The sequence below is a fragment of the Cocleimonas flava genome, from assembly GCF_004339015.1.
Taxonomy (GTDB): Bacteria; Pseudomonadota; Gammaproteobacteria; order Thiotrichales; family Thiotrichaceae; genus Cocleimonas; species Cocleimonas flava.
Map to the genome: position 1 here is coordinate 585,561 of NZ_SMFQ01000002.1, position 14,787 is coordinate 600,347.

Below are 14,787 nucleotides of genomic sequence, written 5' to 3' on the forward strand. Positions count from 1 at the left end.
CATATTTGACTTTACTAGACGGTCGGTCTATAAATACAACATGACTACTAAATCTGACTCAAAAGTAAGCACCAAAAAGCGCGGAAGACCAGCCAAAGGCGGACTTGGCTTTGACGACACTCGTGAAGCATTGATTCGTTGTGGCATGGAATTACTCACCGAACAAGGTTTTAACAGTACCGGATTAGATCAAATCCTGAAGAAAGTTAATGTGCCCAAAGGCTCCTTTTATCACTACTTTGAAAACAAAGAAGCTTATGGCTATGTGGTGCTTGAAGAATATTCGCAATTCTTTATCCACAAACTCAAGAAGCATTTGCTGAATGAAGAGCTACCTGCGCTAGAACGTCTAAAAGCGTTTGTCGACGATGCGATAAAAGGTGTTGAACGTTACGATTTTAAGCGTGGCTGTCTGGTGGGTAACCTCACTCTGGAACTGGGATCATCACACGAGCAATTCAGAGAGAAACTCAACAAGGCATTCAATAACTGGAAGTCACTGATTGCCGATTGCCTCGAACTGGCAAAAACCGAAGGCACACTGGCAAAGACAGCGGATAGCGATGAATTAGCGGATTTCTTCTGGATCAGCTGGGAAGGTGCAGTCATGCGCGCCAAACTCACTCAAGACAAACAACCGATGGAGCTGTTTTCACAGCAATTCTTTAAGCTCCTTCCGTAGCCAAAGCAACTAAGCAACTAAGCAAGAAAAAAGAAGCTAAGAAACAAACAAGTAAATTACTATTTATATTGGAGAACAAAGATGTCCTTTAACGCCCTATTAATCAACAGAAGCGAAGATAAGAAAGTTAGCGCTAGCTTAGAAACAATCGATGAATCACAACTACCTGAAGATGGTGATGTGATTGTTGATATCGATTACTCAACACTCAACTACAAAGATGGATTAGCAATTACTGGCGCAGCCCCTGTTGTCAGAAAATACCCAATGGTTCCTGGTATCGATTTCGCTGGTACCGTTTCTGAAAGCTCAAACCCCAACTGGCAAACAGGCGACAAAGTTATTCTTAATGGCTGGGGCGTTGGCGAAGGACATTGGGGCGGACTCGCTCAAAAAGCCAAGGTAAAAGGTGAATGGCTCATCGCCAAGCCAGAACGTTTAAATTCGTATCAGGCAATGGCAATCGGCACCGCAGGTTATACGGCAATGCTATGTGTTATGGCACTGCAAAAACATGACGTGAAGCCAGAAGACGGCGAGATCCTAGTGACTGGAGCAAATGGTGGAGTGGGCAGTTTTGCCATCGCGATTCTTTCTGCTTATGGCTATGATGTTGTTGCTTCAACAGGCCGCCCAGAAGAAATGGATTACCTCACTGAATTAGGTGCAAAATCAAGCATCAATCGCTCTGAGTTATCAGAGCCAGGCAAACCACTGGATAAAGAACGCTGGGCAGGTGTTGTCGATGCAGTCGGCAGTCACACACTAGCTAACGCGTGTGCTCAAACCAAATACGGCGGAACTGTAGCGGCTTGCGGACTTGCCCAAGGCTTTGATTTACCGGCAACAGTCATGCCATTTATTTTGCGTGGCGTCACGCTTGCTGGTGTTGATAGCGTAAATGCACCGCTTGCAAAACGTCAGGAAGCCTGGGATAAAATCGCGGAAATACTCTCGCCGGAAGTTTATGAGAAAGTCGTGAAAAAAATCGCTCTATCTGAAGCAATCGATGTTGCTGGTCAGTTGCTGGAAGGAAAAGTACGTGGACGTGTGGTTGTTGATGTGAACGCATAAAACATCCATTCGGTATTTAAAAAGCCCATCTTATTAGATGGGCTTTTTTGTTACTGGAGATGAATCACACTAAAAAAGTGCCTGTAAGTGGGGAGGTGGCTTTGCCCAATACTAGTCGCAACTACCTAGAATGGTTTTTAAACCATTGGTATCTTCAATCCATAATTCAGTGGCATTGCTTCCAATAATATGTGCCGGAATACGAGGTGAGCTCGGGTCGAAAGTGGTCACTTGAGTGCCTGCTGCCGTTCCATCTGTTTGATAAAATCTTGTGGCATCTGTTTTATCAAGGAAGTAAGCAATATTCCCATCGTTTAATAAATTATCGACATAACTCGGCGCTAGAAAACCTAGTCTTGAATTATCTATCAATAACTCATGTTTACCTGTTGATGGCTTGTAAGACCAATTAAGACCAAGCACTCGATAAATGATGTAATCATTTGTACTTGCCAATTCCGTCAAACCATAACTAAATCTTTTAATCAAAACAGGGCTGGTATTTTCCTGATTGAGAGCAACTTTCCATATCCCACTATCATCGATGTAATATAAATCGTTTTTGTAAAAGGTCATTGATCGAGAAGCAACTTCACCAGCCGGTGAGCCGTAAAAATCAATATCATCTAATAACACACGAGTCGACTGCCCATCGTATTTTAGAACCGTAAATTTAGGGTCAGTCGGGGTTGAGAATTTGTTTTTGTAAAGTGTGTACCAGTTGCCTTTGTATTCCCTTGCGTCGATAGAACCTGCATTTATATTTGCTAAATGGGCAATGTATTCATCATTCGCTTCAAATAACTCAGTTGTACCTACTGCGCTGCCATCCGTACCCCATAGGCTGCCACAAAACGAAATAATACTGACTTCATTCACCTGCACCTGAGGTTCGCCAGGAGTATTATTGATCAAGATATATTGACTTAAATTACTCTCGGGAATAACCGAAGTCGTATTCCAGTCTGCATCACGATACACAAAACCTAAATTAATTGAATCACCCAGATTTTCCAGCGAACTTTTTGGGATCGCCATTTCTATGATGGTATTTTGTCGAGAAAAGATAATATCGGCAACGTGATAATCCCATGACCAATAACTATCGTTGGATTTTGATTTACTCAGGTCTCTATTTTCAACCATATAATCCGCACCACCCTGATTCCAAACAGACCCGGAGAACTGGAAACCAGTTGCAGAGTTATTATCAACATCGAGAAATAGCTGTGTATATCGATCCGACGCACTGCCATCAATCATCACATACAGGTTTTCATAACTATCAGTAACTTTGATCGTGCCATTGCTAGTTTCAGCGAATACATTGATATCCTGCCAATCGCTTATCGAACCATCAATCGCAATACCGCTCGCTGTTTCTAGTAACACAATAACCGTTCTGGACACTTCTGCCTGATTGCCTGCCTGATCAGTCACTTTATAGACAATGCTATAGGTGCCAGTTTGTGAGGTATCAACATTTGACGTGGCAAAAATACTGTACGTTAAATTGCCATCAATATTGTCCGTAGCGGTTGCACCCGGATCATTGAAAACAGTGTCTTTCTGTACTTTAAAGGTACTCGCACCATTTAATGAAATCACTGGCGCTGTGGTATCGACTGGTGGCGTTACGTCGATACTGTACTGAGCCATAAGGCTTGAACCCGGCCATATAGAAAGCACGTTCCAATTTTCATCTCTAATCACAAAACCGACTCTAATTTGAGGAGTTAACCCTGTTAACAGGTTCTGATTGATAACTGCCGAGATTGATGAAGAGGTTTTTGTATATTCAATATCACCTACGTCGACATTCCATGTCCAGGCACTATCAAACTGGCCATTTTTTTCAAACAAGAGTCCGTCTTCTATGACATAGTCAGCGCCGGTATCATCCCAAAGCGTCGAATCAAATCGAAAGCCTGTATCGGGATCATTGTCCGTATTCAGAAAGAATTGAAAATGCTTATCATCTGAAATTTCATCACTCGTATGTGTAATAGTCAGAAAGCCATTACTACTCGTTACCGTAGGTGCAGAGAAGTCTGACCTAGCCAGCATATCAACCGTCAGGAGGTTGCTCTGGGTAATGACTCTAGGTTGAGATACAACCGTTGAATTATTCGTGTTTGAGCTTTGATTAGTCGAACCCCCACCCCCACAAGCGGAGAGAGACAGCCCCGCGATTAGAATAAGAAAAAGTGTAACGTTAGGCATGGGTTTGATCATTTGTTTCATCCTTAAGGATTTATATAAAGGTACTTGATGGATGCTAACCATTACTTACGTTGAATACATGCATGAGGTGAATGAATGGTAGAGGGTGTCATATCAATGGAAATACGCTCTTTCTAAACTACTTATAGAAACACGAGCCCAGATCGACTAGATAAACAATCTCTAAAAAAGTGCCAGTAAGTGAAGGCGTGCCTTTATATTTAGATAGATAACTTCTGATTGAGGAAAATCTGGTAATACATAGCCCACTCAAAATGAGTTCAAATTCGTACCATTTAATGAACTGAAACTAGGATAAACTGCACACAGAATTTCTAGTCGATTCTTTATTCTTGCCTCTGTTTTATAGGTTTATTAAAAAGGCTTAGCATTAAAGGCTTGAGAATCCACTAATAGACCAGATAATTGATCCACCACATTTGTATCCATTCTCAAAATTAAAATAGAATAATTATGAAAACATTTAATTGTAGCTGCAAAGATAACCAGATTTTATTTTTTGAAAGCAGTAGTTGTATCGCCTGTCACAGAACAGTTGGCATTGATGACAATTTTGAGAAAGTTGAGCCTTTTAATCTAAACAAGGAAACAGGCTTTTACTACAAGGATGGAAAGCCTGAGGTTCGCTATCAAAAATGCGATAACCACGCTGAATACAAAGTGTGTAATGGCATGGTTAATATGGAAACCTTTGAACCCGATGAAGAAAACGAAGACGAAGTGCTATGTTTCGCCTGTCGCTTTAATGAAACCATTCCGGATTTAACCGTTGTTGAGCACATTCCGCTGTGGAAGAAAATGGAAACAGCTAAACGCCGCGCCTTGTATACGCTTAAAGAGTTTTGCCTGCCTTTGCACAATACTCATGAAGACCCAGATAATGGCTTAAGTTTTGACTTTACCACTGACCGCGATGTAAAAGATCATTTTGCGACCAAATTAGAAGATTCAGAAACGGTATTTACCGGCCATGATTGCGGCCATATTACGATCAATCTTGCTGAAGCGAATGAGGTTGCACGATCTCACACCAAACTGGCTATGGGCGAACAATATCGCACTTTGCTAGGGCATTTCCGCCATGAACTAGGGCATTACTACTTCAATATATTGATTTTAGGGTTCCCTAAAAAACACGCTTTGTGTAAAGAATATTTTGGTGACGATGAGCTGGATTATCAGGCAGCGCTAGATAGACATTACAAAGAAGGCTCGCCAAAAGACTGGAGCAAAGAATTCATCAGCGAATATGCCACGATGCACCCCTATGAAGATTGGGCGGAAACCTGGGCGCACTATATGCATATTATGGATACCCTGGAGACGGCGAAAAACTTTTCCATCACTGGCTCAACATCAGCAAATAAAGAAGAGACCGAAGAGGTTGAAGATTTAAACCTACCTCAGGACGAATACTTCTTTTCTGCACAAACATCGATTAAGAGTATTCTGGATACATGGATAGATTTTTCGGTGATTCTCAATTCATTGAATCGCAGCATGGGGATGAATGACGCTTATCCGTTTGTGCTAACAGAGCCAGTCCGCACAAAATTATCCTTTATTCATCACGCTATTCACGATCGATTGGATCAAATGCCGTCAAAACCGAAATATAAAGCAAAAAATAAGCATAAGAAGTGTAAGCACTAAATCCGCTAGGTTTCGCTTTATTTACGCTTTATTTCCGCTTGATTGCAGATTTGACAAAAAAGTGCCCCAAAGGTGGGGGGTGGCTTTTTATAGCCTGATCAGTATCTGCTAACACTCAGACCATTGTCGAATCGAGTTATGATATACGCCGCTGAGCCTACGCACCTCAGCATCGTCAGCCCCTCTATCCATGGTTAATACCTGAATAGACTGATCCAATTCAAACAAAATCTCACGTTGCTGACTGTTTTTGACTAAACTCTGCACCCATAAAAAAGCGCTTATGCGACTGCCTTTTGTAACAGGTTTCACTTCGTGCAAACTGGTTGAAGGGTAGACAATTAGATCACCTGCATTCAGCTTAACTTCCTGAGCACCATATTGCGTTTCAATCATCAGCTCCCCGCCTTCGTATTCATCGGGGTCAGTCAGAAAAAGCGTGGCAGAAATATCTGTTCGAATCGTTTCCTGACTTGGTGTTGTCATGATCGAGCTATCAACATGCAGACCATAGCTTCCATTGTTTTGATAACGATTAAATTTAGGCGGATAAAACTTAAACGGCAGGGTTGCAGAAACAAAGGTCGAATGAGTTTGCAGTCGATGTAATAGCGTATTGCTTAAGGATTGGGTGATCTCGTTGCTATCATCCAGTTGTTGATTCGACTTTACAAAAGACGCCTGACTGCCAGCGCTTAATTTGCCATCTTGCCAAGGCGCGTTATCGATATGTGCTCGAAACTGTTTTACTTCTTTCTGAGTTAGCACTTCTGCAATAGGTAATAACATCGTGTATGACTTTTAAGTTTAGTTTATATAGATTGTTTTGAATAAAGAGTATCTTGCGTGATCTGATCGATCGTCGCACACCCCATCAACGCCATGGTAACTTCAAATTCTTCAATTAACAGTTTGAGAATATGCGCCACACCCAATGCGCCAGCAATTGATAAGCCATATAACTGCGGGCGACCAATTAAGACGCTGTCTGCGCCCAAGGCCAATGCTTTGAAAATATCTGAACCACGTCGAATTCCACTGTCAAATAACAGCGTTAAATCATCTCCAACCGTCGCTCGAATATCGGCAAGCACATCAATTGCTGCAGGCACACTATCAAGCGTTCGACCACCATGGTTAGAAACCACAATGCCTGCAACACCCAGCTCTTTTGCTATTTTGGCGTCTTCACAATTCGTGATGCCTTTTAAGATAACGGGTAAACTCGTTTGAGATTGTATCCACTGAATATCTCGCCAGGTCGGTGAATCCCGCATTATTCCATTTAAGATTATGCTCTGATCTGCTTCAATACTCTTAAGCGGTGGACACTGATAGTTAACCAGATTCGCTTCCATGCCAGCAGGTAAAGTAAACCCCGCACGCTGCACCCTATTTCTAAGTCCATTTATTGCGGCATCTACTGTCACAACGATGGCACTATAACCTGCATTTTCAGCACGCTGAATTAGTGACAAAGTGGCGTCTCGGGACTCCTGAAAGTACAGTTGAAACCACTTTTCACCTTGCAAAGCATCAGCGACATCTTCCATTGGAACCGACGATAAAGTGCTGCCGATAAAGCCAAGGTCTAAAACATTAGCGGCTTCGGCAGTGGCAATCTCTCCTTTAGGATGTACTAACTTTTGATGCGCTACCGGCGCGAGCATAATCGGGTATTTAACCGTTTTACCCAATACTTCGGTACGTGTAGAAGCGGCAGAAAAATCAGCAAGCACGCGCCTGTTTAACAAAATGCTATCGAAAGCATTTCGATTGTTCTTAAGGCTAATATCATCCGCCGAGCCACCTGCAATATATTCATAGACAGGATGCGGAATAAAATCCGCAAACAAGCTTTCGTAGTCTTGAACGCTGACGAGAGTAGCTGGGATGGATTCTAATTTTTTCTTCACTTTAATTTTTTATTTCATGTTGGTTTAAAAGGTCATTATCCCACATACCAAAAAACAGAAGACCAGTTAAAAAACCAGCCTTCTGTTCGGGGTTAAACTTTTTAAAAAATAAAACTAGCGATTAAAATTCATAATCGAAAGTCAGTGTTGCATTACGCGCATCGCCTTTATACAACAAAGCGCCACTTCGGTAACCGGCAGTGTAGTAATCTTCATCAAGAAGGTTATTCACATTCAAACGCAGACCCATGTTCTTATTGATGTTGTATCGAGCAAAAGCATTTACAACTGTTGAACTAGGTATTACATAAGATGAGTTGGTTCCTGTATCTGGCTGACCAGCTATCATTTTACCCGTGTATTTAACGCCACCACCCAAGGTTAGCTTTGGTGTTGTCTTATGCGCCACTTGTAAAAATAAGCTTTTTTCAGCAAAGTTAGCCAATGCCAAGCCCTCACTGTCTGGGTTAACGCCAGATTTCAGCACTTCTGAATTCATCACTGCCGCACCAAATTGCGTGCTTAATTTTTCAGTAATGTTTCCTACGGCAGATACTTCAATACCTGTCACTCGGTTTTCGCCATCATTGAATAAGCTCTCACCTGCGTCATAGTCAGATTCACTCGCACTTTCCATAACATTTGTTTTGGTTATTTCAAATGCTGAGGCTGTGAGTAACAATTTGTCATCCATCACATTCCATTTAGTGCCCAGCTCTATGTTGCGGGTGTTTTCTGGCTCACTGTTTTTGATAGAGTTGATAGAACTACAAACACCACCATAACCACAACCTGATGTATCTGACTCACCACCGTTGATGTTACTAGAGGTACTAAAGGTTAAGTAAGCATTGCCCTTATCGTTAAAATTATAGACCGCACCAATGTGCCCATTGAATAAGGTATCTGAATACGAATAACGATCTGGATCTGTTGCGCCACGACCTAGCAAATCATTTCGATAATCAAAGTCATCAACACGAGCGCCTAAGAATATTGACCATTTGTCATTAAAGGTAATGGTGTCCATCAATGACAGTGACAATGTTTCTACCGAATAATCAGTGTCGTATGAGCCTTTTGTAACGTCTCTATCTAAAAATCCACCAATATTATCAACAACACTACCATCTGCGTTGGTTAAACAATAACTGTCAGAAGCTCCGCCTCTGCCATTGGTTACACAATTGCTGACGCCATTGTTAGTCAGATTGTACGTACCATTTTTTACATTCATGTCTGAATATTCAAAACCAACGACAAATTGATGTTTTGTGTTACCTAATTCTTTATCAATATACAAATTGGTTTGATTCACCAAGTAATCAACATCCTGCCAACCCTGATGTGAACTTAGTGTAATTGTGTCTGCGCCTGGCGCTGCTGGATCAGAATCGGCACGGTTTGTTCCACGGGCACTGGTTGTTACATAGCCATTATCTGTCTCACCGTAACGCAGAGTGTTTTTAAGACGTACATCGGCGGTAAAGTCATAGCTGGTACCAAACGTCAATGTCTTAACTTCAGAATTTAAGAAATCACTGTCTTGAACATAAACGGGGATATCATCATTAGGCTTGCCAGTCACAGAATCTAAATAGCTACCCATATCTGGCGTATCTTCTGCCTTGAGGTAGTAGAAATCTGTGGTGAAATTAAGCTTTTTAGTGGCACGGAAAGCACCAGATAAAGCAACACCTGTACGCTCTTTATCTGCAGGCGAACGATCTGGGATATCTTTACCCGAATATAATAGATTAGCGCGAACAGCGACATCATCATTCACCTTTTTATTACTGTCTAAGGTGATACGTTTATAAGCATCGGTACCAAGACCTACCTGAAGCTCGTTGAAGTTATATTCTGTGCTTGCCTGCTTGGTTACGCTGTTAATAGCGCCACCGGTTGAACCACGACCCGCAAATGTAGAGCTTGGGCCTTTGGTGATTTCAATTTGCTCTGTGGCAAAGCTTTCACGAGTTGTCATGCCAGGATCACGCACACCATCAACAAACACATCACTGCGTGCTTCATGACCACGAATAATATATCGGTCACCGAATGCATTACCGTTTTCACCCGTACCTAGCGTGATTCCAGGCTGAGCTTCTAAAATATCTCTTAAGTCGGAAAGTCCAGAATCTTCGATTTGTGTTTGCGTAAGTACCGTAATATTTTGTGGTGTATCAGCCAAGTCTTTTACATGACGGTCATCACCAGAAATTCTTGCTTTGTAAGGCGCGCCAACTTCTTCATAAGGATTTTCACGCTGATCTTTTTCTTCAACCTGAATCACTTCTAATTCGTCAACACTCTCTGCAGCTGTTGCAGATGAAGCGCTCATTAAAACAGCCGCTGCTGTTGCAGTTAGCATAATGGCGCTATTAGAAGGAGTAATGATAGGACTTCTCAGACTTAAGACAGTCTGCTTTTTGATATTTTTTTTCATAGTTACGGGGCTCTAAAACAATAGTCAAAATATTAGTAAAAATGTTTGCCTAATAATTTCTTGCCCGTTATGAAAAGCGTTTAGAAACGTTGGGTAATACATGGTAATGACAATCATTATCATTTGAATAATGATCTAAGTCAACTATTGATCTTCAAAAAGATGCTAATAAAAAGTTAACCTTAGAAAATATGAGAATCAGTACATCCACTGAAACAGTGATTTAACGCCAACGGCCTTTATCCATGGCTTGAACAGCTTGCGCATTAAATCTTCCCAGACTGGATAAATTCAACGCATCCGTTTTAAATTTACCCCATTTTTGCAAACGAGTGTCTGCAGGTACACCGGGCTTGACGGGATATTCTCCATTAACCGTTGAATACCAACCTTGAACGACATCCTCGAGCATGTATTCTAAGAGTTTAATGGCATTGGCTTTATGTTTTGCAGCTGCCGTTATACCTGCTCCGCTGATATTGATATGCGCTCCGCGATCATCCTGGTTCGGCCAGAAAATACCCACTTGTTCCGCAGCACCTTTTTGACGCTTATCCCCACCAAATAACATCTGCGCATAATAATAGGTATTGGCTATGGCTATATCACAGGCTCCTGATGCAACTGCTTTAATCTGATCCCGATCGCCACCTTGTGGTTTTCTAGAGAAATTATTCACAAGCCCCTTCACCCATTTTTCTGCAAAAGGCATACCTTTGGCTGCAATCATTGAAGCCACTAAAGATTGATTGTAAATGCTGTCTGATGAACGCACACAAATACGCCCTTTCCATTTAGGATCCGCCAAATCTTCGTAAGTCGATAATTGATTAGGGTTGATGGTGCTCTTTTTATAAAAAATCACACGCGATCTATAGGTCAGACCAAACCAGGTATTTTCAGGGTCGCGTAAATTCGCAGGAATACTTCGAAACAGAATGGAAGACTTGATCGGCTGAAGAATCTTCGCCTGTTTCGCACGTGACAACCTTCCTGCATCGGCAGTAAGCAGTATATCAGCCTGTGTATTTGGACCTTCACGCCTTATTCTTTCAATCAACGCATCATCTTTACCAGTAATCAGATTGACCTTAATCCCTGTGTCTTTAGTAAACGCTTTTAAAACAGGCTGTATCAGTTGAGACTGTCTTGAAGAATAAATATTCACAACATTTTCATTGTTCGCAGAAACCTGACCTGCTGCCAATACAAAAAACAAAATCACCAAAACACGCATACTACTGCCTTTACCTTTTCACCAGATCGATCAGTGTGGCATTGATCACACTACTTCGATAAAATTTAAAAAATTCACCTTAATATATTGCAAATGATAATCATTCTCTTCTAAAATACAAGTTTTTCTTGTTATGGTTTACGAAAATGATCGAGTTTCTTAAAGTTAATCTGGATTATGGTATTTTTGGAATACTAGGTCTGATGAGTGTCATCATTGTATGGTTTGCACTCGAACGCTGGATTTACTACACCCGTGTTAAAACGCACACCTTTGATATCGAAGAAGATCTACAGATATCCTTAACGCGCGGTCTTACCACCATCTCCTCTATTGGCGTAAATGCTCCTTATATCGGCTTGTTAGGAACAGTACTCGGCATTTTAATCACATTTAACGACTTGGGAAAAGGTGGAGAGATCGACACCAGCGCAATCATGCTTGGCTTATCACTCGCGCTAAAAGCGACTGCTGGCGGTTTGTTAGTAGCCATCCCTGCGATCATGATTTACAACGCCTTATTAAGAAAAGTAGATATCATTACCACGCGCTGGAAAAAAGAGAATCACCAACAATCTTCTTTAGTGAATAGCGCCAGAGCAAACATTACTGGAGATGCAAATAATGCGTCGGTTTGAATCCATTAATGTCATTCCATTTATCGATATTATGTTGGTACTTCTTGCTATTGTCCTAACCACCGCAACGTTTGTGGTGTCTAGTAAATTAAATATTGATGTTCCAAAGTCTTCAACAAATGAAGTGGTAAATGACGATAAAGTGATCGAAATAGCCATCGATAAAGATTCGATTATGTATTTTGATGACGTCGAAATACCGTCTGAACAACTTGAAGACAAACTATCTGGCATCGATAAAATGACACCGATCAATCTGCGTGTTGATCACAGTGTTGAGTTTGGCCAGTTTGTTACCGTCATTGATACATTCAAAGAACTTGAGTTAGCCAAGTTTTCCATCATCACAAAACAGAAATAAGTCCCTTGTTTACTTTCCGCTCTATTATTGGCCTTGCCTTGTCACTTCTCGTTCACGGAGCAGCGGCAAGTTATTTCCTGTATCAGAAGACCCCACCGCCTCCTGCGGAGCCTGAAAGCATAAGCATGGAAATGACCATGTTTAAAACAGAGACTCCGACGCCACCTGTCGTTGAACCTGTCGTTGAACCTGTCGTTGAACCTGTTGTTGAACCTGTTGTTGAACCTGTTGTTGAACCTGTTGTTGAACCTGTTGTTGAACCTGTTGTTGAACCTGTTGTTGAGCCTGTTGTTGAGCCTGTCGTTGAGCCTGTCGTTGAGCCTGTCGTTGAGCCTGTCGTTGAGCCTGTCGTTGAGCCTGTCGTTGAGCCTGTCGTTGAGCCTGTTGTTGAGCCCGTTGTTGAGCCCGTTGTTGAAACGGTCAAACCAACCCCTGCTCCCCCAATTAAGAAAAAGATCATTAAAAAGGAAGTTAAGAAGAAGGTAGTTAAGAAAAAGAAGATCGTTAAAAAGAAGGCTATCAAAAAGAAAGTCGTCAAAAAAAGACCGCCGCCAAAAAAGAAGCCCGTTGTTAAAAAGAAACCTGTGGTAAAGAAAAAGGTCGTTGTTCAAAAAAAGCCAGTCGTCCAAAAGAGACCACCAGTTCGACAAGCAGTGAAAAAAGCGCCACCTAAAAAAGTGGTTCGCAAACCAACGCCACCGCGTCCGGCACAACAACAAGCAGTTAAACAGGCTACCAATCAACGCCCATCACAAGCTTCTGCATCAGCGAATCCTAACCTCGAGAAAAGCTATCAGAGAACAATTAGACTTAAGATTGAAAGAAAGAAAATATACCCAAGAAATGCCAAAAGAAGACGCGACGAAGGTGTGGTAAAAGTCTCATTTACGATCAATAAAAATGGCAGTATTTCTAGCTTACGCATACATCAATCTTCGGGCGTGAAAAGTCTTGATGAAGCAGCGTTATCAGCAGTGAAAAAAGTAGGTCGCTTCCCACCTATTCCGGATGCTTTAAGGAAAAACTCTCTGAGCTATATCATACCTATCGCCTATCGACTTAGGTAAATCACTAGCCCATGAAGCAAATATTCAGCACTCATTGACTTAACTAAAATGAATAGAGAAATTTGTTTGAAAATAGCTTCAGCATTCATATCCAGAAATAGTTAAATAAAAAACTGCCTATAAGTAGGGGGGTGCCCAAAGAAGTTTGAAGTACCCCTTATTCAGACGTAAATGATAGATTAGTTGATTCGATCTCAAGCAATTTACTATATGCGTTAATTCAAATATAACTTTATTCCAATTCAGCTTTCGCTGGTAAACCCAGCGATAAAATAGCCGCCATCAGAACAAAAGCAGCGGAAATCCACAAACATCCTACCAGACCATAGCTTTGATAAACCAAGCCCGACAACACTGTCCCTGCAAGGCGACCACCCGCATTGGCCATATAGTAAAAACCTACATTCATTGAAACTTTGTCATTATCTGAATAAGCAAGAATCAGGTACGAGTGTACTGCCGAATTTATCGCAAACGCGACACCGAAAACCAGCAGACCAATAACCACTATCCACGTTACATTGCTGAGATTATCTGCATTAAACGGAGAAAAAGATGAGCTCATCGCCAATGCTATTGCCGCTGGAATTGCGGCAAGCATTAAGGCTAACCATAACGCTGTTCGACCAGTTGGATGATGACCTTTTAGTATCATCGGCGCACTTGCCTGAACAATACCGTATCCAATCACCCACAGCGCCATAAAGCCGCCGATTTTCATAAAGTCCCAATGTAGCACTTCATAAAAAAACACCGGCAAAGCGACAACAAACCAAACATCACGAGAACCAAACAGGAAGAAACGTGCCGCAGACAACCAGTTTATTGCGGCGATATTAGAGAATACCTGAGTAAATTTAGGCTTTGCTTTTGCTTTACCTATTTCATTTGGCAGCATTATCCAGGTGATGACCAAGATGATAAATAATCCACCCGCGAGTATTGCCAAAGCAACACGAAAACCGGCAATTTCAAGCAATAAAGCACCAAGAAAAAAGCCGACGCCTTTGAGCGCGTTTTTAGAGCCCGTTAAAATAGCGACCCATTTAAACAGCTTTGAATTTGTATCTGTACCCGAAGACACGAGTGTTTTCACACTGGCTTTGGCCGACATTTTATTCAAATCTTTGGCGATGCCTGATAACGCTTGCGCTGCCATCACATAAGCTACGGATAACAAAGCGTCGGGCACTGTCAGCATCAGCAACGCTACGACTTGCATTGCCATACCAAGATGCATCGTGACATTTAGCCCTAGGCGAGCCGCCATCCAGCCACCAACCAGATTGGTGACAATGCCAAAGAACTCATAAAACAAAAATAGCATTGCCACTTCAAATGGCGAATAACCGAGCATGTGAAAATACAACACTACCAACATGCGGATTGCGCCATCTGTTAGCGTAAACGCCCAGTACCCTGCCGTAACGACCAGGTAGTTTTTAAGATCAGTATTCATGTTATCT

12 protein-coding genes are annotated in these 14,787 nt (G+C 41.8%); 6 read left to right on the forward strand and 6 right to left on the reverse strand.

The annotated features are described in order from the left end of the window. Positions 1-40: 40 nt before the first annotated feature. Both acuR and acuI read left to right on the forward strand, forming a co-directional pair. Positions 41-682, forward strand: a complete 642-nt coding sequence (acuR, locus tag EV695_RS02705) for an acrylate utilization transcriptional regulator AcuR (RefSeq protein WP_131904370.1) — start codon at positions 41-43, stop codon at positions 680-682. Between the two features lie 81 nt (positions 683-763). Continuing rightward, positions 764-1,756, forward strand: coding sequence for an acrylyl-CoA reductase (NADPH) (gene acuI, locus EV695_RS02710; protein WP_131904371.1), 993 nt, complete (start codon positions 764-766; stop codon positions 1,754-1,756). 111 nt (positions 1,757-1,867) lie between these two features. Here the strand turns inward: acuI and EV695_RS02715 are convergent, their stop codons facing one another. Further along, positions 1,868-3,991: a DUF5011 domain-containing protein gene (locus EV695_RS02715; protein WP_165874597.1), complete on the reverse strand. Its 2,124-nt coding sequence runs from the start codon at positions 3,989-3,991 to the stop codon at positions 1,868-1,870. A 462-nt stretch (positions 3,992-4,453) separates the two neighbouring features. On the opposite strand from EV695_RS02715, the gene EV695_RS02720 reads away from it, so the two are divergent. After that, positions 4,454-5,653 (forward strand): zinc-binding metallopeptidase family protein, encoded by a 1,200-nt coding sequence (locus EV695_RS02720; protein WP_131904373.1) that lies wholly within the window; start codon positions 4,454-4,456, stop codon positions 5,651-5,653. A 108-nt stretch (positions 5,654-5,761) separates the two neighbouring features. On the opposite strand, the gene EV695_RS02725 is transcribed toward EV695_RS02720, so the two are convergent. From EV695_RS02725 to EV695_RS02740, 4 genes are all read right to left on the reverse strand, one after another. Beyond that, positions 5,762-6,442: a Fe2+-dependent dioxygenase gene (locus EV695_RS02725; RefSeq protein ID WP_131904374.1), complete on the reverse strand. Its 681-nt coding sequence runs from the start codon at positions 6,440-6,442 to the stop codon at positions 5,762-5,764. Between the two features lie 23 nt (positions 6,443-6,465). Continuing rightward, on the reverse strand, positions 6,466-7,569 hold the full coding sequence (locus EV695_RS02730; RefSeq protein ID WP_243651440.1) for an alpha-hydroxy acid oxidase: 1,104 nt from the start codon (positions 7,567-7,569) through the stop codon (positions 6,466-6,468). A 121-nt stretch (positions 7,570-7,690) separates the two neighbouring features. Next, complete coding sequence (locus EV695_RS02735) at positions 7,691-10,018, reverse strand: TonB-dependent receptor (RefSeq protein WP_131904376.1); 2,328 nt, start codon at positions 10,016-10,018, stop codon at positions 7,691-7,693. A 223-nt stretch (positions 10,019-10,241) separates the two neighbouring features. Then, positions 10,242-11,255, reverse strand: coding sequence for a Fe(3+) ABC transporter substrate-binding protein (locus EV695_RS02740; protein ID WP_131904377.1), 1,014 nt, complete (start codon positions 11,253-11,255; stop codon positions 10,242-10,244). 146 nt (positions 11,256-11,401) lie between these two features. Here EV695_RS02740 and exbB point away from each other — a divergent pair, with 146 nt between their 5' ends. The 3 genes from exbB to EV695_RS02755 are packed head-to-tail and all read left to right on the forward strand — an operon-like array spanning position 11,402 to position 13,321. Then, positions 11,402-11,893, forward strand: a complete 492-nt coding sequence (gene exbB / locus EV695_RS02745) for a TonB-system energizer ExbB (protein ID WP_341539022.1) — start codon at positions 11,402-11,404, stop codon at positions 11,891-11,893. Continuing rightward, positions 11,880-12,254, forward strand: coding sequence for an ExbD/TolR family protein (locus EV695_RS02750; RefSeq protein ID WP_165874598.1), 375 nt, complete (start codon positions 11,880-11,882; stop codon positions 12,252-12,254). The genes exbB and EV695_RS02750 overlap by 14 nt, the downstream gene beginning before the upstream one ends. 38 nt (positions 12,255-12,292) lie before the next feature. Beyond that, the gene (locus tag EV695_RS02755; RefSeq protein WP_243651441.1) at positions 12,293-13,321 is read left to right on the forward strand and encodes an energy transducer TonB; all 1,029 of its coding nucleotides are present in this window, start codon (positions 12,293-12,295) and stop codon (positions 13,319-13,321) included. Positions 13,322-13,553: 232 nt separating this feature from the next. On the opposite strand, the gene arsJ is transcribed toward EV695_RS02755, so the two are convergent. Beyond that, positions 13,554-14,780, reverse strand: coding sequence for an organoarsenical effux MFS transporter ArsJ (arsJ, locus tag EV695_RS02760; RefSeq protein WP_131904380.1), 1,227 nt, complete (start codon positions 14,778-14,780; stop codon positions 13,554-13,556). Positions 14,781-14,787: the final 7 nt, after the last annotated feature.

Coding starts and splice junctions, on each gene's coding strand:
- acuR (WP_131904370.1), top strand. CDS start 41: ATGACTACTAAATCTGACTCAAAAGTAAGCACCAAAAAGCGCGGAAGA.
- acuI (WP_131904371.1), top strand. CDS start 764: ATGTCCTTTAACGCCCTATTAATCAACAGAAGCGAAGATAAGAAAGTT.
- EV695_RS02715 (WP_165874597.1), bottom strand. CDS start 3,991: ATGATCAAACCCATGCCTAACGTTACACTTTTTCTTATTCTAATCGCG.
- EV695_RS02720 (WP_131904373.1), top strand. CDS start 4,454: ATGAAAACATTTAATTGTAGCTGCAAAGATAACCAGATTTTATTTTTT.
- EV695_RS02725 (WP_131904374.1), bottom strand. CDS start 6,442: ATGTTATTACCTATTGCAGAAGTGCTAACTCAGAAAGAAGTAAAACAG.
- EV695_RS02735 (WP_131904376.1), bottom strand. CDS start 10,018: ATGAAAAAAAATATCAAAAAGCAGACTGTCTTAAGTCTGAGAAGTCCT.
- EV695_RS02740 (WP_131904377.1), bottom strand. CDS start 11,255: ATGCGTGTTTTGGTGATTTTGTTTTTTGTATTGGCAGCAGGTCAGGTT.
- exbB (WP_341539022.1), top strand. CDS start 11,402: ATGATCGAGTTTCTTAAAGTTAATCTGGATTATGGTATTTTTGGAATA.
- EV695_RS02750 (WP_165874598.1), top strand. CDS start 11,880: ATGCGTCGGTTTGAATCCATTAATGTCATTCCATTTATCGATATTATG.
- arsJ (WP_131904380.1), bottom strand. CDS start 14,780: ATGAATACTGATCTTAAAAACTACCTGGTCGTTACGGCAGGGTACTGG.